Here is a 17,786-nt window from a genome sequence, read left to right on the forward strand (position 1 = left end):
GGGCTGGGGACAACCGATGACCCGAACTCGCAATGAGTCGGGGTTGATCAGATGGGGAGGCGGCGCAGGATCGGGGCGAGCATGTCGTCGACCTCGCGGATGCGCAGCAGCTTGGCCATCCCGAGGAAGGCGGCCGTGAAGACGACCCCTCCGGCCGCCAGCGCCAGGGCGTGCCGCAGCCATGGGCTGGCCGGGTCGAAGACCAGCGTCGAGGCCCCCCACGCCGCGAGGCCGGAGAGGGCGGACGCGATCGCGAGCCGGGTCCACAGCCGGGTCACCTCGGCCATCCCCAGCCCGTCGAGCTGTCGGCGGGCGACGACGAGGAAGGCGGCGGCGGAGACGATGTTGGCGACGGTGGCGAACGCGGCGACCGTGGCCACGACGTACTCCGCCGGCACCATCCAGTAGGCGACCGCGCACCCCACGAGGTTGATGCCCGTCATGAGCGCGACGAGCCAGAAGTTCAGCCAGCCGTCGCCGCGCGCGAAGCAGTAGCGCTGCTTGAGGGCGGTGATGCCGAACGGCATGAGTCCGAGCGACATGATGGCTAGGACGAGGGCGATGCTCCCCGGTTCGTCGATACCCCTGGCCGGGTCGTACTGGATGCTCCAGAAGAGCGTCTTGGCGACGGGACGGCCCAACGCGATGAATGCCGCAACCGCAGGAAGCAGCAGCACGGCCGGACTCTTGAGGCCGCTGACGACGCGTCGACGGAGCTCGGCGAGGTCACCCGACTCGTGCGCTCTCGACATCGCCGGGAAGAGGGCAGTGACGATCGAGGTGGTGATGATCGAGTGCGGGAGGATGTAGAGCGCGTAGGCGTTGGCCTGCACCGCGTTGCCTGCCACGGCCGCCCCGTCGACGTTCTCCGGTGACATGACCTTGGTCGTGACGAACCCGTAGAACTGCGAGATGAGCAGGGCGGCCACGGTCCAGCCGGTCATCCGCGACATGTCGCCGAACCCGTAGCCGCGCCAGCCCACGCGCGGTCGGTAGCGGAAGCCGGAACGCCACAGGGGCCAGGCGAGGCTCAGCCCCTGCACGACGATGCCCGCGGTGGTCGTCAGCCCGAGCACGAGGATCATCTCGGTGGTCCATGGGGCGACGTCGCCCTGCTTGCCGTAGGCCCAGATGAAGTAGACGAGCCCACCGATGTGGATGATGTTGGCCCACGCGGGTGCCCACGCGAAGGCGAGGAAGCTGCCGCGCGCCTGGAGGACCTGGCCGAGGACGGCGTAGAGGCCGTAGAAGAACAGCTGCGGCATGCAGATGTAGGCCATGAAGGTCGTGAGGTCGATGAATGCCGAGCCCGCGCCCGGCCTGGTGAGCAGGCCGATGATCCATGGCGTGAGGGCCACCGAGAGCACCGTCGCCCCGCCGAGGACGAGCAGGCACAGCGTGATGAGTCGGTCGCTGAAGTCCTGGCCACCGTCCTTGCGCAGCATCGCCTTGGTGAGCTGGGGGATGAGCAGCGCCGAGATGAGCCCGCCGTTGATGAGCACGAAGAGCTGGGTCGGCAGCGTGTTGGCGATGGTGAACGAGTCGGCCGACAGGCTGACCACGCCGAGGGCCGCGGCGAGGAGGGCGGCGCGGACGAACCCGAGGATGCGCGAGCCGAACGTGCCGAGCGCCATGACGATGCTGTTGCGGGCGACGCTGTCGACCCGGGCGGCGATCGGGGCGGCGCCCTCGGGATCCGCCTCGGCGCCCTCGGGGCGGGTGTCGGTCACGTGCTCTCCCTGACGGGTCTGCGGATGGACCGGGCCACTCTACGGCGCGGTCGGGCGGCCGTAGACGACGTGGATCGCCGCGTCCTCGAACCCCGCGCGACGATAGGTGGACAGGGCTCGGGTGTTGTCACCATCGACATAGAGCTCGACCGTCGTCACACCCTGACGGGCGAGGTATGCCGTGCCGAGTCCCGTGAGCGGTCCGGCAAGACCACGACCCTGGTATGCCGGGTGCACCCCCACGACGTAGACCTCGCCCGTGTCCGAGCCAGGCTCGCGCTTGGTCCAGTGGGACGCCGCGAGGGGATGCGCACCGCCGTCCTGGGTCACGGAGACGTCCTCGACGAGGAGCAGGCCAGCGGGGTCGAACCAGTCCTGGGCCATGCGCTCCTGCAGGTCCTCGAGCGTGATCGACCCCTGCTCCGGGTGGCTGGCAAAGGCGAGCGCGTTGACCTCGAGCCAGGCCTGCTCGTCCCGCCCGGGTTCGAACGGACGCACCGAGAAGCCCTCTGGCAGCAGGGGATCGACGTCGTCCCCCTCGCGCACCGGTCGCTCCATGACGTGCAGCTCACGCGTCGACACGAGGCCTTCGGCCGCGGCCAGCGCCCGGGCCGGGGGGAGGTCGCCGTGGGCCCACACTCCGGTCGCCCCACCGTCGAGGACCGTGCGCAGCAGTGCCCGGCCCACGCCCTGCCGACGCGACCCGGGGCCGACCACGAGCTCCGCGGAGGCCGACCCGTCGAGGGCCGCATAGCCGAGCAGGTCATCGGGGTGGGACCCGCCGGCATACGCGACGACGTGGGTGACCTCGCCACGAGCGGAGGTGAGGGCGAGACGGAAGGCCTCCGAGATCGCCTCGACGCCATCGGTGTCGGCGGCGCGACGGGCCAGGGAGAGGACAGCGGCTGCCGTGGCCTCGTCGAGGTGCGAGGATGTGTCGAGCTGAGGCTTCGAGCCCATCAGGTCGCAGCCTCCGCCCGGGCAGCGGCCTCGGCCTCTTCGGGGACGAAGCGGTAGCCGACGTTGCGGACCGTCCCGATGAGCGTCTCGTGGTCCGAGCCCAGCTTGGCGCGCAGGCGTCGCACGTGGACGTCGACGGTGCGGGTGCCACCGAAGTAGTCGTAGCCCCAGACCTCCTGCAGCAGCTGCGCCCGGGTGAAGACCCGGCCCGGGTGCTGCGCGAGGTACTTGAGCAGCTCGAACTCCTTGTAGGTGAGGTCGAGGGCCCTGCCCCGCAGCTTGACCGAGTAGGTCGCCTCGTCGATGACGAGCACGCCGGCAGTGATCCGGACGTCGTCGTCGGCGTCGCCGTCCCCCTCGAGGGCCCGAGCGATCGCGAGCCGCAGCCGTGCCTCGACCTCGGCCGGACCGGCACTGTCGAGGAGGACGTCGTCCAGGCCCCACTCGGGGGTGAGCCCGGCCAACCCGCCCTCGGTGAGCACCGCGAGGAGCGGCGCGGACAACCCCGTCGTGCGGATGACCCGACACAGCGAGCGGGCCATGGCGAGCTCCCGACGGGCGTCCACGAGGACCGCGTCGGCCTTCGGCGCATCGATGAGGGCGGTCGGCTCGGCCGGGAGGATGCGAACATGGTGACTGAGCAGGCCCAGAGCTGGCAGCACCTCGGCGCTCGGCGCCAAGGCGTTCGTCAGCAGCAGGAGGTGGGCCATCCAGCACAGAATAGGTGGACATGACGGCGACTGACGGCTCTCACCGGGGCATGAGACCGGTGACCCTGCGCTACTGGGCCGGTGCCCGGGCAGCGGCCGGGGTCACCGAGGAGACGTTCGAGGCGGGTCCGCTCGTCGGTGACATCCTCGAGGCAGCGGTTGCGGCCCACCCCGGGCTGCGCGACGTCGTGGCCGTGTGTTCGGTCCTCGTCGACGGCCGGTCCGTCGGTCGGGACGTCAGGGTCGGCAACGACAAGGTGGTCGAGGTGCTCCCACCCTTTGCCGGGGGATGAGGCCATGGCCGACGGGCCGGGTGATGGCAGGATGCCGATCGTGGATGTGACGGAGCCGGTGGGCGAGTCGGCGAACCAGCCGGTGAGCCAGTCCCCGAGCGCCCCCACGGTCGAGCCGATCAGCGAGTCGCGCGCAGCCCGGCGTGCGGCCCGTGAGGAGCGGCGCCGCAACCCGATCCTTCCGCCGATCGCGACCGAGCGGCGCCTCACCCTCGTCCCCGCGACGGCCGTGTTCGCCCTGCTCCTGGCCCTGGCGACGGCCGCCGACCACGCCCTGGGAGCGGCCGCCATCGCCTGGGGCGGTCTCGTCGTCGCCTGGGGGTGGCCCGAGCTGATGGGCTCGTCGAGCAGGTTCGGCTCCTCCCTCGCGATCGGCCTCGCCGGGGTGCTTGCGCCGACGGCCGTGGCGCTCACGCCGGACGAGCCCTACCTGCGGCACGTGCCCGTCGTCGTCGCCCTGGCCCTCCTGTCGATGTTCCTGCACCAGCTCCTGCGCAGAGACGGTCGGCCCCGCCTGACCCAGTCACTGGCGGTGAGCGGTGCAGGGATCGCCGTCGCCGCCATCGGTGCGGCCTACGTCCCCCTGGGCCGCACCTCCGGCGGGCGTGAGGTCGTGACCGTCGTCATGGTGGCGCTGGCCCTCTCGGCCGTCGCCGACCTGGGCGCGCCCCTCGCCAGGGCTCGCTCGTGGATGCTGCCGGCCGCAGGCCTCACCGGTCTCCTCGCCGGGGGCGTCGCAGGCTTCCTCGTCGACGTCGTGGGCTGGCCCTCGGGCGCACTCCTCGGTGTGGTCGCGGGCACGCTGGCGCACGTCATGCGCCGGACCCTGTGCACCCTGTCACCCATTCGTGGGATGCGTGGCCAGATCACGGCGGCGGCGGCGTCGGTCCTCGTGACCGCGGTGCCGGTCTACCTCCTGTCGCGCATCCTCGTCGGCTGACGACGGCGAAGGGACCACACGGCATACGCCGTCGTCAGTAGACGATCGCCTGCGCGTCCGGGCGCAGGATCTCCTCGACGTAGGCAGCCGCGCCCCGGATCGACGCCCCGGCCAGGAGGTCGTCGGGCGAGAGGTCCCGCCGCGCCGCGCACTGGCCGCAGACCGTCACGCTGCCTCCCGCGAGCAGGGCGTCGCGCAGCTCCTCCAGGGGGGCGCCGTGGGGGAGGGTGAGCTCCTCGGCCCGGCCGGCGACAGCCATCCACGTGGCCTCTCCCGTCAGCCACACGCTCACGTCGACACCGGCAGCGACAGCAGTGGCGGCAACGGTGAGGCCCTGGTTGAGGCGTTCGAGCGCCTCGGCGCCGCAGGTGATTTTGACGACGAGGGGGCGAACGGTCGAGGAATTGGCCATGGGTCCTCCTGTGGGGTGGGACTACGATCCCACTCGTGGCATTCCATCTCGACACAGACCTCCCGACCGAGCTCGCCCCCCTCGCCTGGCTCATCGGCCGATGGGTCGGAGCAGGTGTCGTCGGCTATCCCACGATGGAGTCCAGGAACTTCGGCCAGGAGATCATCTGCGCCCACGACGGCCGGCCGTTCCTGGAGTGGCGCAGCCAGACCTGGCTTCTCGACGAGGCAGGTGACAAGGTGCGCCCGCTCGCGACCGAGGTGGGTTTCTGGCGCCCCGTGCCCGAGACCGAGGACGGCACCAACGTCGAGCTCCTCCTGTCGCACCCGACCGGCTTCGTGGAGATGTATGCCGGGCACGCCCAGCCCGCGAAGGTCGAGCTCCGCACCGATGGCGTCATGCGCAGCCCGCACGCCAAGGAGTACACCGCGGGGCACCGCATGTATGGCTACGTGCAGTCCAACCTCATGTGGGTCATGGACATGGCCGCGATGGGACAGCCGCTGACCTCTCACCTGTCGGCGGAACTCAAGCGCGCGGACTGACCGGCCGGCTCGGGAGTCGTATCGTGCGCAGGATGCAAGGCGAGATCGTGGTCCTAAGCGGGCCGCCGGGCGCGGGCAAGTCCACCGTCGCGGCAGCTCTCGCGGGGGCCTACGAGAAGTCGGTTCACCTGCACACCGACGACTTCTGGCACCACATCACGGCCGGGTCGATCCCGCCGTACCTGACCGAGGCGCACGAGCAGAACGAGACGGTCCTGCGCGTGGTCGCCATGGCCGCGTCGGGTTATGCCGAGGGCGGCTACACCGTGGTCGTGGACGGGGTCGTCGGACCCTGGATGCTCGGCCACTTCGAGCGGTCGCAGCGGCGCCGCCCCGAGACGGTGACGCACTACGTCGTGCTGCGTCCTTCTCGGCGCACGACGCTGGCCCGAGCCCGGGCGCGCACGGGCGTCGGCGCACTGACCGACGAGGAGCCGATCCTGGCCATGTGGGACCAGTTCGCCGACCTGGGACAGCTGGAGCACCACGTCCTGGACACCACCGAGCAGTCCGCGGAGCAGACGCTGGCGCGGGTGAGCGAAGGCGTCAGGGGCGGGTCCTTCCGACTCCTGCCCGGACGTTCGTAGCAGGCAGGCGGGCCAGGAGGCGCGACAGCGTCGGTCAGGGCGTGACGGTCACGTCGGCGTAGTCGTCCATCTTGTCGGTGCGCAACGCCTTGCCCAGCGAGGCGATGCCGGTCTCGTCGAGGATCTCGATGGACCCGCCGTCAGGAGCCGTGCCGAAGCCGGTGAACGGTGCGGTGATGAAGACGACGTCGCCACTGCGGACGTTGCGCAGCGAGATGGCCTCGCTGCGCATCTTGCCGACGTCGAGGTCCCGGTCGACGACGAGGTTGTCGGTCGCCGCGTCGATGAAGTTGGTGAGCTTGATCGGGTTGGTGATGACCTCACGGCTGAGCGCCTTGAGCATGAGGGCCTTGATGAACGCCTGCTGGCGGCGGCCACGGGAGATGTCGCCCTCGGAGAAGCTCGTAGCGCTCGCGGACGAACGCCAGTGCCTGGGCGCCGTTGAGGTCGTTCCACCCCTCCTTGATCGGGATGTCGGTCGGACCGCCGCCCCCGCTGCTCGCCTCCTCGGCAAAGACGCGCACGCCGCCGACCGCATCGGTCATCGTGCGGAAGCCCTCGAAGTCGGTCTGGGCGACGTGGTCGATCTTGACACCCAGGAGGTTCTGCATCGTGCTGACGAGGAGCGGGGCCCCACCGAACGCGTAGGCCGCGTTGATCTTGTTCTTGCCGCGACCCGGGATGGAGACATAGAGGTCACGAGGGAAGTGGACGAGCTGCACGGCGCTCTTGTCCTGGGGGACGTGCACCAGGACGATGACGTCGGAGCGGCTGGCCGTCTCACCGGGTCGGGCGTCGGAGCCGACGATGAGGTAGTTCTCGCCGACCCCGCCCTGGGGAATCGCCACGGTCGACCCGTCGGGGAGCGTGGCTGACGGGGCGGGCTTGGGGAGGAGGTCGTCCTGGGTGATGTTGCCGGCGACCTTCTGGTTGAGGAAGAAGACGAAACCACCGGCGGCGACCAACGTCAGGGCCAGGAACGAGGCGACGACGATGACGAACCGCCGACCCCAGCGCGGACGCCTGCGTTCCGGACGGGCGGCGCGGCTGTCCTCGGAGGCGAAGTCGTCTAGCACCCGGCCAAGTGTAGGTGCGCGGTCTCGACGAGCCGGCCGACCGGCATACATTGGTGGTGTGAGTGATCTCGGCACGCGTCTGCGAGCCGCCGGCCGGCGGCTCACGCCGCAGCGCCAGCAGGTCCTCGACGCGGTGGAGCGGCTCGGCCACGCCACTCCGGAGGAGATCGTCGAGGCCGTCTCGGTCAGGGAAGGCCCCCCGATGGCGCTGTCGACGGTCTACCGCTCGCTCGAGGCGCTGCAGGAGCTCGGGCTCGTCACCCACACGCACGTCGACCACCGCGTGCCCAGCTATCACCTCGTGGGGCACGCGACCCACATCCATGTCGTATGCCGTGAGTGCGGCTCCGTGGACGAGGCGCCTGCCGAGGTGGCGTCGGAATTCGTGGCGCGCCTGGAGGGTTCTCTTGGATTCGAGGCCGACGTCACCCACGCCGCCATCCACGGCCTCTGCCGCACCTGCAGGAAGCAGCCATGACCGACACATCCACAGAGCCCGCCGTCTCCGCTCCGGCTTTGGCTTCGCCCCTGCTGACCCGGCCCGGCGCCGTTGGGGGTGAGGGTTTCGACGCCGGCGTGGCCGCCCACTACGGCGACCCCGGTCGTGAGCAACGCCTCCTCGAGGAGGCGTTGGCCGTCGTCGACCTCTCCCACCGCGGAGTGGTGCGCGTCAGCGGGCCGGACCGGCTGTCGTGGTTGCACTCGATCACCACCCAGCAGCTCACCGGCCTGGCGCCGCGCGTCTCCACCGAGTCGCTCGTCCTCTCACCCAAGGGCCACATCGAGCACGCGCTGCACGTCGTCGATGACGGGGAGTCGACCTGGGTCACCGTGGAGCCCGGGACGGCGCCCGCGCTCGCGGGCTGGCTCGACTCGATGCGCTTCATGCTGCGGGTCGAGGTTGCCGACCTCACTGCGTCGTATGCCGTTCTCGGAGAGCCGCTCTCGGCTGCCAGTGTCGAGGGCGAGCCCTTGGCGTGGGTCGACCCCTGGCCGAACCTGGTCGGCGACACGGCGGCATACGGTCCCGAGACCGGGCACCCGGGTGAGGCGCGCCGCTGGCGCGAGCTCATCGTCCCGCGCGACGACCTGGAGTCGGCCGTGGGCGACCGCCCGCTCGCCGGCACCTGGGCGGCGGAGGCGCTGCGCGTGGCCGCCTGGCGCCCGCGGCTGGGGTTCGAGACCGACCACCGCACCATCGCGCACGAGGTCGACTGGCTGCGCACGGCGGTGCACCTCCACAAGGGGTGCTACCGCGGGCAGGAGACCGTGGCGCGGGTCCACAACCTCGGTCGGCCCCCGCGCCGCATCGTCTTCCTGCACCTCGACGGCTCGGGTCACCTGCTGCCCGAGGCAGGTGCGCCGCTGGTGCTGGAGGGCCGCGAGGTCGGCCGGATCACCAGCGTGGCCCGGCACCACGAGGACGGGCCGATCGCCCTGGCCGTGGTCAAGCGCAACACCTCGGACGATGTCGACCTCGTCGCCGGCACCGTTGCCGGAGCGCAGACGGTCATCGTCGCCCGCTGACCCCAACATTCCCGCCTGAAGTGGCTTTCTCTCACCTCGCCTGACCGCGGATGCCAGGCGAAGTGAGAGCTCGTCGGGCGAACTGGTCGGTGGGTCCGAAGCGCCCAGACCGGCCCTGCCAGACTGAGGCCATGGCCACCGCAGCGTCCGCGACCCTCATCACCGTCGCCCCCACGGGGGCGGAGCACGCGAAGGCCGACGTGCCGCAGCTGCCGACCACCCTCGACGAGCTCGTCGAGACGGCGCGCACGTGCGAGACGGCGGGGGCCGCGCTCATCCACCTGCACATCCGTGACGGCGAGCACCGGCCCACCCTCGACGGGGGACACCTGCGCGCGGCTGTCGAGGCGATCCGCTCCGAGACCGACCTCATCGTCCAGCTCTCGACCGGAGGCTCGGTGCACGACCCGCTCGACCAGCGGCTGACCGTGCTCGACGCCGAGCCCGACTCGTGCTCCTTGACGTGCGGCACGACGAACTTCGGGGACGACGTGTTCCTCAACCCGTGGGGCTTCATGTCCGACCTCTATGTCCGGGCGCAGGAGCGCGAGGTCGTCCCGGAGTTCGAGCTCTTCGAGCTGGGGCACGTCCACGCGCTGCGGCGGCTGCTCGATACCCACGGGCTGCCGTTCGGAGGCAAGGTCCACGTCGACTTCGTCCTGGGTGTGCCGGGTGCGATGCCCGGGACCGCTGCGGCGCTCATGGCCGGGGTCGCGATGCTGCCCGACGAGGTGACGTCGTGGTCAGCGACCGGGATCGGCCGGACCCACCTGCCCGTGCTGGCTGCGGCGCTGTCGGCCGGGGGACACCTGCGCGTCGGCATGGAGGACAACGTGGTGTTCGCCCGCGGTCAGCAGGTCCAGCACAACTCCGAGCTCGTGGCCCGGGCGGCCGTGGTGGCGGCGACGATGCAGCGTCCGCCCATGTCCACGACGCAGGCCCGCGAGCTCCTCGGCATCAAGCGCCGCACCTGACCGCAAGAGCTGGTGCGGGTCAGGCGGGTTGGTTCGTGCGCTGGAGCTGGCGCAACGAGATGTCGTTGCAGGCTGCGCAGGTCTGCTCCGGGATGACGCCGAGTCGCATGAGGTGGCCGAACACCCAGCAGCCGGCGCAGAACCCGAGCGCCGACTCGAGCACGGCAAAGACGACGAGGGTCGCCAGCAGGACCGTGGCGACGGTGGTGGCGTCCAGAGCCAGGGCGATCGCGGCGCCGGCGCTGAAGAGCAGGCCGATCGTCTGCGCGAAGCGCTTCGGCGGACCCGGCACCAGACGCGGCGCCCCGAGCCGCGGGGCGATGACGTGGACGGCCAGGCGTCCCAGGGGGCTGTAGCGGGGCCCGCCCGCGACGCGCAGGGCGAAGCCCACGGCCAGCAGCGCACCGAGCCACCACCACTGGGTGACCAGCGTGAGCACGGACAGCACGACGCCGCCCGCCACCGACCGGGCCGCCTTCTCGTTGACCGGGTTGGGGAAGGTGAGGAACTCGGGCGTGGACATAAGGCAAGGTTATGCGAAACCCAAGCATGCGGCATACACAGTTCGTGAAGCGGCGAGGCTGTGTCCACCGTCACGCTTGCCCGGGTTTGCATTCTGCTAACTAGAGCAAGCACAATGGATGCATGAGCCGGAACCCGCTGAACGACCTCGCCGGACTGGGCGACTACCTGCGCGAGCAGCGTCTGTCGCACCGTCTGTCGCTGCGTCAGCTGTCCGAGCTCGCCGGGATCTCGAACCCCTATCTGTCCCAGCTCGAGCGCGGTCTCAAGCGCCCGAGCGCCGAGATCCTGCAGCAGCTGGCCAAGGGGCTGGAGGTCTCCGCCGAGACGCTCTACGTCAAGGCCGGGATCCTCGACGAGCACCCGGCCGCCGAGTCCACGAGCACCACCGTCCGGGACGCCATCGCCGCCGACCCGAATCTCACCGACCGTCAACGAGCAACCCTGCTCGACGTCTACGAGTCCTTCATCGGCGCGGACCCTCAGCGCTGAGCCTGACGTCCCCCCGCGCATCGCATCACACCGACCCTCACCCAGGAGTGAACATGGCCACCAAGACCACCATCAGGACCACGACCCCCAAGACCCCAACCAAGAGCAACGCGTTGTTCGCCGTCGTCGGCGCCACGGACCTCGCCGTCGAGCGGGCTCGTGAGGCCCGCCTCCGCGCCGACAAGGTCCGGGCCGACCTGGCTCCGACCGCCGTCCAGAAGCGTGCCGGTGTCGCCATCGGGGACGTCAAGGCTCTCCCGACCAAGGCCCTGAACCAGGGCGTCGCCACCGTCGACGAGGTCGCCAAGGGCTACGAGGAGCTCGCCGTGCGTGGCGAGAAGCTCGTCACCCGCATCAGGAACCAGAAGGCCACCCAGGACCTCGTCGCCCAGGCCGAGACCACCCTCAGCCTCGGCAGGGGTGCCGTCACGACCGCCCGCAAGGCGATCCTCGACGTCCGCTCCTCGGCTCTCGCCACGTTCACCACGGGTCGCAAGGAAGCCACCCACGTCGCCCAGATCGTCGCCGACACCGTCGCCGAGGACGCGGAGTTCGCCGCCACCGAGGTCCAGGCCTCCGCCAAGCGCACCCGCACGGCTGCCAAGCGCACCACCACGACGGCGACCAAGGCCCGCAAGCGGACCACCACCTCGGCCAAGGCCACCACGACGAGCGCCCGGAAGGCCGCCGCCACCAGCACCAAGGCCACGGCGAAGGCCGCCGAGAAGGTCGGCAGCTGACGCACCACGCCGCGGACCTAGTCTGGGACGTGTGAGCACCCCCCAGACCTCCCGCACCCCTGCTGTCCTCGACGCCGCCCCGGTTCTCGCGCAAGCGATCCGGGGCGGCTTCGTCGAGTCCGTCCACCGAGCCAGCGTCGCCGTGACCGCGGCAGACGGCTCGGTCGAGCTGGAGCTCGGCAACGCCGCCGACCCCGTGTTCCCGAGGTCGTCGAACAAGCCGGTCCAGGCCCTCGCCATGGTGCGCCACGGCCTGGACGTCGCTCCTCACCACCTCGCCCTGGTCAGTGCGAGCCACTCCGGCGAGGACTTCCACCTCGCTGCGGTGCGCGAGATCCTCGACGGCGCCGGCCTCACGGTGGCCGACCTGCAGAACACCCCGGACTTCCCGATCGACGACCAGGCCAGGTTGGACTGGATCCGGTCCGGGCACGACAAGCAGTCGCTCGCCCAGAACTGCTCGGGCAAGCACGCCGGCATGCTCGCGACCTGCGTCGCCGCCGGCTGGGACCACACGGCATACCTCGAGCTGGACCATCCGCTGCAGCGCGCGTGCGACGAGACCCTCGCCGAGCTCGCAGGGGAGCCCATCGCCGCAACTGCCATCGACGGCTGTGGCGCGCCGGTCATGGCTGTCTCTCTCGCCGGCCTGGCTCGCGCCTTCGGTCGCATCGCCAGTGCGGCACCCGGCAGCGACGAGGCCCGCGTCGCCGACGCGATCCGCAGCCACCCCGAGTACCTCGGTGGCTCACGTCGCGACGTCACGACGTTCATCCAGCGCACCCCGGGCGCGATCGCCAAGGACGGTGCCGAAGCCGTGTATGCCGTGGGGCTGGCTGACGGACGCGGCATCGCCCTCAAGGTCGCGGACGGCGGGCAGCGAGCCCGGACCGTCATCCTCGCCGCCGTCCTCCGGCGCCTCGGCGTCGAGACCGACGCACTCGAGGCGCTCGAGGACGCACCGATCCTGGGGCACGGTGAGCCCGTGGGATCCGTTGTCGCCGTGGGCATCTGAGTGCGCGCAGTCATCCAGCGTGTCCGACGGGCGGCAGTCGTCGTCGAGGGTGTGACGGTCGGTGAGATCACCGAGCCGGGCCTCTTCGTCCTCGTGGGTGTCGGGCACGACGACGGCGCTGCCGACGTCGAGCTGATCGCCCGCAAGGTCGCGGACCTGCGCCTGCTCGAGGGCGAGCAGTCGGTGACCGATGCCGGAGCGCCGGTGCTCGTCGTCAGCCAGTTCACGCTGCTCGCCGACACCCGCAAGGGCCGCCGTCCGTCATGGAGCGCGGCGGCCGCGGGCGACGTGGCCGAACCTGCTGTGGCGCAGGTGGTTTCGGCGCTGCGTGCCCGCGGCCTGACGGTGGCGACGGGTCGGTTCGGCGCTCACATGGAGATCGAGAGCATCGCCGACGGTCCCGTGACGATCGTCGTGGACTCGAAGGCCTCCTAGCGGCTGAGGCCCTGGTAGCGCCGGATCGCCAGGGGCAGGAACACCGCCGTGATGACCAGTGGCCAGACCACCGCCATGAGCAGGCTGTGCGTCTCGATCCAGGTGTTGCCTGCGACCGAGGGGCTGCCGAACAGCTCGCGGATCGCGGTCGCGGTCGAGGAGACCGGGTTCCACATGGCGATGGCGCCGAGCCAGTCGGGCATGAGGCTGGGCGGGGTGAAGACGCTCGAGACCATTCCGAAGGGGAAGGCCACGGCAAAGAGGTTGCCGGCCGACTCCTCGTTCTTGACGAGCAGCCCCAGCACGATCCCCACCCAGATGAGGGAGAAGCGCAGCAGCAGCAGGAGTCCGAAGGCGCCGAGCGTCTCCATGAGCGATCCCTGCGACCGCCACCCGATGACCAGCGCGATGACCGCTAGCACCAGGAGGTCGAGGGCGGCCCGCAGCACGTCGGACACGCCACGGCCCGTGACGACTGCGGAGGGAGCCATCGGCATCGAGCGGAAGCGGTCCATGACGCCGCGCTCCTTCTGGATGGCGACGATGTAGGCGGTGTTCATGAAGCCGAAGGCCATCGTCATCGCCAGCATCCCCGGCATCGCGAAGGTCTTGTAGTCCATTCCGCCGCCCACCTCCATGGCGCTGCCGAAGACGTAGACGAAGAGCAGCACCGAGACGATGGGGAAGCCGAGCTGCCAGGCGATCTCGGAGGGTTGCTTGACGAGGTGGGACAGCTCGGTCCGGACGATGGTGAGGCAGTCGGTGACCGCCCAGGTCCACCGCCGCTCGGGCGTGGCGAGAGGGGTCAGGGGAGTGGCCGAGGTCGTGGTCGTCATGACAGCGCACCTTCCTTGGTGATGGCGGAGTGGGACGGGTCGGCAGCAGTGTCGGCAGGCGTGTCGGCGCCGGTGTCGGCGTCACTGTCGGCCGGCCGTCCGGTGAGTCGCAGGAACACGTCGTCCAGAGTCGGCTGGCGCAGCGCGATGTCGGCGACGCCGATCCCGGCCTCCTCGGCCGCCCGGATCACGGTCCCGATGGCGGAGACCCGGTCCGTGACGGCGACGCTCACCCGGGCACCGTCGGCGTCGACCTGGGGGTCGCTGTCGCCGGTGGCGGCTGCGACGAGCTGGGCCGCTCGGGCCACGTCTGCGGGGTCGTGGAGGACGACGTCGAGACGGTCGCCGCCGATCATCCGCTTGAGCCCCTCGGGAGTGTCCTCGACGATGCGTCGTCCCTGGTCGATGACGGCGATGCGGTCGGAGAGGCGGTCGGCCTCGTCGAGGTAGTGCGTCGTGAGCAGGACGGTCGTGCCACCCGCGGCCAGGGTGAGGACGGCGTCCCACACCTCGCGACGACCCCGGGGGTCGAGGCCGGTGGTGGGTTCGTCGAGGAAAAGCACCTGCGGCGCCAGGATCATGCTCGAGGCGAGGTCGAGGCGACGCTGCATCCCGCCGCTGAAGGTCTTGACCTGCTGCTCCGCCGAGTCGGTGAGGCTGAACTGCTCGAGGAGCTGGTCCGCTCGCACGGCCGCCTCCTTCTTCGTCAGGTGGAAGAGCCGGCCGAAGGTCTGCAGGTTCTGCCGGGCCGAGAGGATCTCGTCGAGGGCCGTGCGCTGTCCGGTCAGCCCGATGCTCGCGCGGACCCGGGAGCGCTCCGTCAGGACGTCGTGACCGCCGACCCGAGCGCGGCCCCCGTCCATGCGGGACAACGTCGTGAGGATCCGGACGAGGGTCGTCTTCCCGGCCCCGTTCGGGCCGAGCAGTCCCTGCACCGTGCCGCGCGGCACCGTGAGGGAGTAGTCGTCGAGGGCGATCTTCGTGCCGAAGGACTTGCGCACGCCCTCGGCTTCGATCGCGGGTTGTTCGGTTCGCACCTGCCCACCTCCTGTATATGGGTACGCCGTACGCAAAGACTAGTGCGTACGGCGTACCCAGTGCAACCCCCTCACGCGTTAGCCTGCGGACATGACCTCTGACACCGGCGCGACGACGCAGGGCGAGAAGCAGCACGCGACGGCGCGTCGGCGTCCGGCTGAGCCCGTTCCGGCGGCCAGCGGCGGCGGCGACATCGACGTCAGCCTCGCCATCATGTGGGGGATGCGCGAGCAGGCCACCCGCGGCCGCAAGGCATCGATCACCCTCGGCGCGATCGTGTCCCGCGCCGTCGAGGTGGCGGATGCCGAAGGTCTGGATGCCGTCTCGATGCGGCGACTCGCCGCCGACCTCGGGGTCGGCACGATGTCGCTCTACCGGCACGTGCCCGGAAAGAGCGAGCTGCTCGACCTCATGATCGACCACGTCAACGCCATGCCGGACGGCGAACCGCCGCGCGACGCCGGGTGGCGCGAGCACCTGGAGGAGTGCGCGCGAGGGTCCTACCGGAACTACCTCAAGCACGCCTGGCTCCTCCAGGTCGACCAGTCACGCCCGTTGCTCGGACCCAACGCCCTGGCCGGACTCGAGCTCTTCCTCGGTGGTCTCGAGGACCTCGACCTCACCGGCCAGCAGAAGATGATGGTGATCATGTCGCTCGACGCCTACGTCACCGGGCTGGCCCGGCAGGAGGTCCAGGCGACGAGGGCCGAGCAGCGGACCGGAGTCAGCGACGAGGAGTTCTGGACTGCGCAGGCGCCGGTGCTCGAGCGCGCGATGTCGACCGACTCCTACCCGGTGCTGGCGAGCCTGTCCATGGACGCGTTCGCGGCCAGCTGGGAGGACACGTTCGACCTCGGTCTCACCGCCCTCCTCGACGGCCTCGAGGCCAGGCTGGGACGTTCGAGCTCCTGACCCGCGGCCGACACGCCACCGTCGTCATCGGCGCCACGTAGGCTGGCCCCATGTTCGAACTCGGCCAGGCCCAGGGCTACGTCATGCTCGCGCTCACCATCGCGGCACTGGCACTCGAGGTGTTCGCCTTCGTGCACGCCCTCAAGACCCGGGCCGATGCGTTCGAGGCCGCGAGCAAGCGGACCAAGAACTTCTGGCTCGGCGTGACCGGGGTGGCCACCCTGCTGGGGTTCGTCTCGCTCGGTGGCCTCGGGTTCCTCGCCATCATCGGCATCGTCGCCGCAGGGGTCTACCTCGCCGACGTCCGGCCGGCGGTCGAGGCGGTCCAGGGCCGCGGCAACAGCTCCCGTCAGGGCCCCTACGGTCCTTGGTGACCTCCCGACGCTGACCCGGGCGCCACGGCGTGCCAGGCGACGGTCAGCTCACCGAGCCGCCAACGGGCCGGACCGTCGAGCAGGGGCCACCCGCTGTCGCGCATGGCTTGCGCTGTGGCCAGGAACCGTTGTCGCACACCGTATGCCGCGTGGCTGGCACTTCGTGCCCAGTGCCGGTCGAGGTCGGTCAGGTAGTCGTGAACGGCCTCACCCGGGACGTTGCGGTGAATGAGCGCCTTGGGGAGGCGCTCGGCGATGACCGACGGCTGGTCGAGGCCACGGAGGTGCCACGAGAGCGAGAGGCTGACCGGGCCGGAGCGCTCGACCGCCACCCAGGTGGCCAGTCGTCCGAGCTCGTCGCAGGTGCCGTCGACGAGCACGCCGTCTGTCGTGAGTCGACGGCACACCGACGCCCACGCCGCGGCGACCTCGTCCTCGGGGTACTGGCGCAGCACGTTGAAGGCGCGGACCACCGTCGCGTCCCGTCCATCGAGCGGCACCTCGAACCCACCGAGACGAAAGCTCAGGCCCGGGCGTGCCAGCGGCAGCCCCGCGGCCACCCGGTCCGGGTCGATCTCGATGCCGACCACCTCGACGTCGGCGCGCACCCGGCTCAGCCGGTCATGCAGCTCGACGGCCGTCACGGGAGAGGCACCGAAGCCGAGGTCGACGACGACGGGCGCGTGGGTCGTGGCCCGACGCAGGCGGCCCGAGGCGGGTCCGGCGAGCCAGCGGTCACATCGTCTGAGGCGGTTGGGGTTGGTGGTCCCGCGGGTGATCACCCCGACCGGTCTCGTCCTCGCCACGGGGCCAAGCCTACGAGCAGCGGGATCGAGCGACAGCCGGGCGCATAGGCTGCGGACGTGCGCCTATGGGGAGTGCGCGGCGGCCGCCGCGACGTGAGTCGGAGCATGGTGGCGCTCGTCGTCTCCGTGACCGCGGCCCTCGTCCTGGGCATCGCGACCTGGCTCCCGGCTGTGCTGCGCACCGACATCGGCCTCGTGCCCGTCGAGCCCGGTCTGCTCACCGTGGACCCGGGTGCCCGCGGGATCGCCACCCTCGGCCGCGGCTACACGGTCGCTGCCTACCAGTCCGGCTTCCGGGTCTCCGCCGCGTCGGGGCCCCTCATCGACACCATCACCCGGGGCTCGCCGGTCAGCGCCGTCCTCGGCGACCTCGACCGCCGTGACGGCCATCCGATCGAGCACGTCGACGCGACTCTCGACCACGTCCGGATCGACGAGGTACGGATCGAACCGGGGCGGGCGGCATACCTCGGTGAGGTCTATGACGAGTCCGACGGGGGCCCTCGCACCATGCCCCTGCGGCTCGTCTTCCTGCTCACGACGTCAGGGGTGCACGTCACGGCGCACGTCCAGGGCGCTGACGCCGTGGTCGTCCACCTCGACGCGATGCCTGCGACGACCGGGCTACCGCCGGCCCTGCCCTCGATCAACCTGCGCAAGCGCGGCTGGTGGTTCGTGAGGACGACGGGGGAGCAGCAGGCCCTGACGTCGGCGCGACGCTCGGTGATCGGCGTGGGCCCCGCCAGCCAGACCCGAGGGCTCGACCTGCGCCCGGACGGCCGGCTCGACGTCCACGTGTGGTCCAACCGGGCGACCCTCAACCTCAGCGGTGTGCCGCGACCGGGCTGAGGGGTGCGTGCCA

At 70.9% G+C, this 17,786-nt stretch carries 24 protein-coding genes; 14 read left to right on the top strand and 10 right to left on the bottom strand.

The annotated features are described in order from the left end of the window. Nucleotides 1-47: 47 nt before the first annotated feature. From murJ to ACZZ98_RS11330, 3 genes are read right to left on the bottom strand one after another with little or no spacing between them, the layout of a single operon-like run. Nucleotides 48-1,730: a murein biosynthesis integral membrane protein MurJ gene (gene murJ, locus ACZZ98_RS11320; protein ID WP_463516334.1), complete on the bottom strand. Its 1,683-nt coding sequence runs from the start codon at nucleotides 1,728-1,730 to the stop codon at nucleotides 48-50. Between the two features lie 39 nt (nucleotides 1,731-1,769). Next, complete coding sequence (mshD, locus tag ACZZ98_RS11325; protein ID WP_463516335.1) at nucleotides 1,770-2,690, bottom strand: mycothiol synthase; 921 nt, start codon at nucleotides 2,688-2,690, stop codon at nucleotides 1,770-1,772. Further along, nucleotides 2,690-3,400: a response regulator transcription factor gene (locus tag ACZZ98_RS11330; protein WP_463516336.1), complete on the bottom strand. Its 711-nt coding sequence runs from the start codon at nucleotides 3,398-3,400 to the stop codon at nucleotides 2,690-2,692. The genes mshD and ACZZ98_RS11330 overlap by 1 nt, the downstream gene beginning before the upstream one ends. A 20-nt stretch (nucleotides 3,401-3,420) precedes the next feature. Between ACZZ98_RS11330 and ACZZ98_RS11335 the strand changes: the two genes are divergently transcribed. Further along, nucleotides 3,421-3,693: a MoaD/ThiS family protein gene (locus ACZZ98_RS11335; protein ID WP_463516337.1), complete on the top strand. Its 273-nt coding sequence runs from the start codon at nucleotides 3,421-3,423 to the stop codon at nucleotides 3,691-3,693. Nucleotides 3,694-3,733: 40 nt separating this feature from the next. Beyond that, nucleotides 3,734-4,633 (top strand): hypothetical protein, encoded by a 900-nt coding sequence (locus tag ACZZ98_RS11340; protein WP_463516338.1) that lies wholly within the window; start codon nucleotides 3,734-3,736, stop codon nucleotides 4,631-4,633. Between the two features lie 34 nt (nucleotides 4,634-4,667). Here the strand turns inward: ACZZ98_RS11340 and ACZZ98_RS11345 are convergent, their stop codons facing one another. After that, the gene (locus ACZZ98_RS11345; protein WP_463516339.1) at nucleotides 4,668-5,045 is read right to left on the bottom strand and encodes a DsrE family protein; all 378 of its coding nucleotides are present in this window, start codon (nucleotides 5,043-5,045) and stop codon (nucleotides 4,668-4,670) included. A 35-nt stretch (nucleotides 5,046-5,080) separates the two neighbouring features. Here ACZZ98_RS11345 and ACZZ98_RS11350 point away from each other — a divergent pair, with 35 nt between their 5' ends. Together ACZZ98_RS11350 and ACZZ98_RS11355 are read left to right on the top strand one after the other, a co-directional pair. After that, a complete protein-coding gene (locus tag ACZZ98_RS11350; protein WP_463516340.1) occupies nucleotides 5,081-5,590 on the top strand; it encodes a heme-binding beta-barrel domain-containing protein in 510 nt (169 codons plus the stop codon). 32 nt (nucleotides 5,591-5,622) lie between these two features. Beyond that, nucleotides 5,623-6,177, top strand: a complete 555-nt coding sequence (locus ACZZ98_RS11355; RefSeq protein WP_463516341.1) for an AAA family ATPase — start codon at nucleotides 5,623-5,625, stop codon at nucleotides 6,175-6,177. A 34-nt stretch (nucleotides 6,178-6,211) separates the two neighbouring features. On the opposite strand, the gene ACZZ98_RS11360 is transcribed toward ACZZ98_RS11355, so the two are convergent. Together ACZZ98_RS11360 and ACZZ98_RS11365 are read right to left on the bottom strand one after the other, a co-directional pair. After that, nucleotides 6,212-6,520, bottom strand: a complete 309-nt coding sequence (locus ACZZ98_RS11360; RefSeq protein ID WP_463516342.1) for a hypothetical protein — start codon at nucleotides 6,518-6,520, stop codon at nucleotides 6,212-6,214. After that, complete coding sequence (locus ACZZ98_RS11365; RefSeq protein WP_463516343.1) at nucleotides 6,498-7,253, bottom strand: LCP family protein; 756 nt, start codon at nucleotides 7,251-7,253, stop codon at nucleotides 6,498-6,500. Before ACZZ98_RS11365 ends, ACZZ98_RS11360 begins: the two co-directional genes overlap by 23 nt. 58 nt (nucleotides 7,254-7,311) lie before the next feature. On the opposite strand from ACZZ98_RS11365, the gene ACZZ98_RS11370 reads away from it, so the two are divergent. The 3 genes from ACZZ98_RS11370 (at nucleotide 7,312) to ACZZ98_RS11380 (ending at nucleotide 9,754) form a co-directional block, all read left to right on the top strand. Then, a complete protein-coding gene (locus tag ACZZ98_RS11370; RefSeq protein WP_463516344.1) occupies nucleotides 7,312-7,731 on the top strand; it encodes a Fur family transcriptional regulator in 420 nt (139 codons plus the stop codon). Further along, nucleotides 7,728-8,780: a CAF17-like 4Fe-4S cluster assembly/insertion protein YgfZ gene (gene ygfZ, locus ACZZ98_RS11375; protein WP_463516345.1), complete on the top strand. Its 1,053-nt coding sequence runs from the start codon at nucleotides 7,728-7,730 to the stop codon at nucleotides 8,778-8,780. Before ACZZ98_RS11370 ends, ygfZ begins: the two co-directional genes overlap by 4 nt. Before the next feature lie 131 nt (nucleotides 8,781-8,911). Further along, nucleotides 8,912-9,754, top strand: a complete 843-nt coding sequence (locus ACZZ98_RS11380; RefSeq protein ID WP_463516346.1) for a beta-keto acid cleavage family enzyme — start codon at nucleotides 8,912-8,914, stop codon at nucleotides 9,752-9,754. A gap of 19 nt (nucleotides 9,755-9,773) precedes the next feature. Here the strand turns inward: ACZZ98_RS11380 and ACZZ98_RS11385 are convergent, their stop codons facing one another. Then, nucleotides 9,774-10,277 carry a DUF4395 domain-containing protein gene (locus tag ACZZ98_RS11385; protein ID WP_463516347.1) on the bottom strand — a complete coding sequence of 168 codons (504 nt, stop codon included), beginning with the start codon at nucleotides 10,275-10,277 and terminating at the stop codon, nucleotides 9,774-9,776. A gap of 122 nt (nucleotides 10,278-10,399) precedes the next feature. Here ACZZ98_RS11385 and ACZZ98_RS11390 point away from each other — a divergent pair, with 122 nt between their 5' ends. From ACZZ98_RS11390 to dtd, 4 genes are read left to right on the top strand one after another with little or no spacing between them, the layout of a single operon-like run. Next, nucleotides 10,400-10,768 (top strand): helix-turn-helix domain-containing protein, encoded by a 369-nt coding sequence (locus ACZZ98_RS11390; RefSeq protein ID WP_463516348.1) that lies wholly within the window; start codon nucleotides 10,400-10,402, stop codon nucleotides 10,766-10,768. 53 nt (nucleotides 10,769-10,821) lie between these two features. Then, nucleotides 10,822-11,508, top strand: coding sequence for a hypothetical protein (locus ACZZ98_RS11395; RefSeq protein ID WP_463516349.1), 687 nt, complete (start codon nucleotides 10,822-10,824; stop codon nucleotides 11,506-11,508). Nucleotides 11,509-11,539: 31 nt separating this feature from the next. Next, a complete protein-coding gene (locus ACZZ98_RS11400; protein ID WP_463516350.1) occupies nucleotides 11,540-12,523 on the top strand; it encodes an asparaginase in 984 nt (327 codons plus the stop codon). Next, on the top strand, nucleotides 12,524-12,958 hold the full coding sequence (dtd, locus tag ACZZ98_RS11405) for a D-aminoacyl-tRNA deacylase (RefSeq protein WP_463516351.1): 435 nt from the start codon (nucleotides 12,524-12,526) through the stop codon (nucleotides 12,956-12,958). On the opposite strand, the gene ACZZ98_RS11410 is transcribed toward dtd, so the two are convergent. After that, nucleotides 12,955-13,794, bottom strand: a complete 840-nt coding sequence (locus ACZZ98_RS11410; protein ID WP_463516352.1) for an ABC transporter permease — start codon at nucleotides 13,792-13,794, stop codon at nucleotides 12,955-12,957. The two genes, dtd and ACZZ98_RS11410, sit on opposite strands and share 4 nt — an antisense overlap. Then, the gene (locus ACZZ98_RS11415) at nucleotides 13,791-14,831 is read right to left on the bottom strand and encodes an ATP-binding cassette domain-containing protein (RefSeq protein WP_463516353.1); all 1,041 of its coding nucleotides are present in this window, start codon (nucleotides 14,829-14,831) and stop codon (nucleotides 13,791-13,793) included. The genes ACZZ98_RS11410 and ACZZ98_RS11415 overlap by 4 nt, the downstream gene beginning before the upstream one ends. A gap of 91 nt (nucleotides 14,832-14,922) precedes the next feature. Between ACZZ98_RS11415 and ACZZ98_RS11420 the strand changes: the two genes are divergently transcribed. Together ACZZ98_RS11420 and ACZZ98_RS11425 are read left to right on the top strand one after the other, a co-directional pair. After that, nucleotides 14,923-15,744, top strand: a complete 822-nt coding sequence (locus ACZZ98_RS11420; RefSeq protein ID WP_463516354.1) for a TetR/AcrR family transcriptional regulator — start codon at nucleotides 14,923-14,925, stop codon at nucleotides 15,742-15,744. Nucleotides 15,745-15,794: 50 nt separating this feature from the next. Further along, nucleotides 15,795-16,118 carry a DUF2516 family protein gene (locus ACZZ98_RS11425; protein WP_380087235.1) on the top strand — a complete coding sequence of 108 codons (324 nt, stop codon included), beginning with the start codon at nucleotides 15,795-15,797 and terminating at the stop codon, nucleotides 16,116-16,118. Here ACZZ98_RS11425 and ACZZ98_RS11430 read toward each other — a convergent pair. Then, complete coding sequence (locus ACZZ98_RS11430) at nucleotides 16,103-16,924, bottom strand: class I SAM-dependent methyltransferase (RefSeq protein ID WP_463516355.1); 822 nt, start codon at nucleotides 16,922-16,924, stop codon at nucleotides 16,103-16,105. The two genes, ACZZ98_RS11425 and ACZZ98_RS11430, sit on opposite strands and share 16 nt — an antisense overlap. 57 nt (nucleotides 16,925-16,981) lie before the next feature. Between ACZZ98_RS11430 and ACZZ98_RS11435 the strand changes: the two genes are divergently transcribed. Then, entirely contained in the window at nucleotides 16,982-17,773 is a 792-nt protein-coding gene (locus tag ACZZ98_RS11435) for a hypothetical protein (protein ID WP_463516356.1), read from the top strand. The last annotated feature ends 13 nt before the right edge of the window (nucleotides 17,774-17,786 follow it).

This window comes from Knoellia sp. AC549, from assembly GCF_979258975.1.

Excerpts from the sequence above, each read along its gene's own strand:
- ACZZ98_RS11410 (WP_463516352.1), bottom strand. The coding sequence starts at position 13,794 with ATGACGACCACGACCTCGGCCACTCCCCTGACCCCTCTCGCCACGCCC.
- mshD (WP_463516335.1), bottom strand. The coding sequence starts at position 2,690 with ATGGGCTCGAAGCCTCAGCTCGACACATCCTCGCACCTCGACGAGGCC.
- ACZZ98_RS11355 (WP_463516341.1), top strand. The coding sequence starts at position 5,623 with ATGCAAGGCGAGATCGTGGTCCTAAGCGGGCCGCCGGGCGCGGGCAAG.
- ACZZ98_RS11335 (WP_463516337.1), top strand. The coding sequence starts at position 3,421 with ATGACGGCGACTGACGGCTCTCACCGGGGCATGAGACCGGTGACCCTG.
- ACZZ98_RS11425 (WP_380087235.1), top strand. The coding sequence starts at position 15,795 with ATGTTCGAACTCGGCCAGGCCCAGGGCTACGTCATGCTCGCGCTCACC.
- ACZZ98_RS11390 (WP_463516348.1), top strand. The coding sequence starts at position 10,400 with ATGAGCCGGAACCCGCTGAACGACCTCGCCGGACTGGGCGACTACCTG.
- ygfZ (WP_463516345.1), top strand. The coding sequence starts at position 7,728 with ATGACCGACACATCCACAGAGCCCGCCGTCTCCGCTCCGGCTTTGGCT.
- ACZZ98_RS11385 (WP_463516347.1), bottom strand. The coding sequence starts at position 10,277 with ATGTCCACGCCCGAGTTCCTCACCTTCCCCAACCCGGTCAACGAGAAG.
- ACZZ98_RS11395 (WP_463516349.1), top strand. The coding sequence starts at position 10,822 with ATGGCCACCAAGACCACCATCAGGACCACGACCCCCAAGACCCCAACC.
- ACZZ98_RS11380 (WP_463516346.1), top strand. The coding sequence starts at position 8,912 with ATGGCCACCGCAGCGTCCGCGACCCTCATCACCGTCGCCCCCACGGGG.
- ACZZ98_RS11330 (WP_463516336.1), bottom strand. The coding sequence starts at position 3,400 with ATGGCCCACCTCCTGCTGCTGACGAACGCCTTGGCGCCGAGCGCCGAG.
- ACZZ98_RS11420 (WP_463516354.1), top strand. The coding sequence starts at position 14,923 with ATGACCTCTGACACCGGCGCGACGACGCAGGGCGAGAAGCAGCACGCG.
- ACZZ98_RS11360 (WP_463516342.1), bottom strand. The coding sequence starts at position 6,520 with ATGCTCAAGGCGCTCAGCCGTGAGGTCATCACCAACCCGATCAAGCTC.
- ACZZ98_RS11345 (WP_463516339.1), bottom strand. The coding sequence starts at position 5,045 with ATGGCCAATTCCTCGACCGTTCGCCCCCTCGTCGTCAAAATCACCTGC.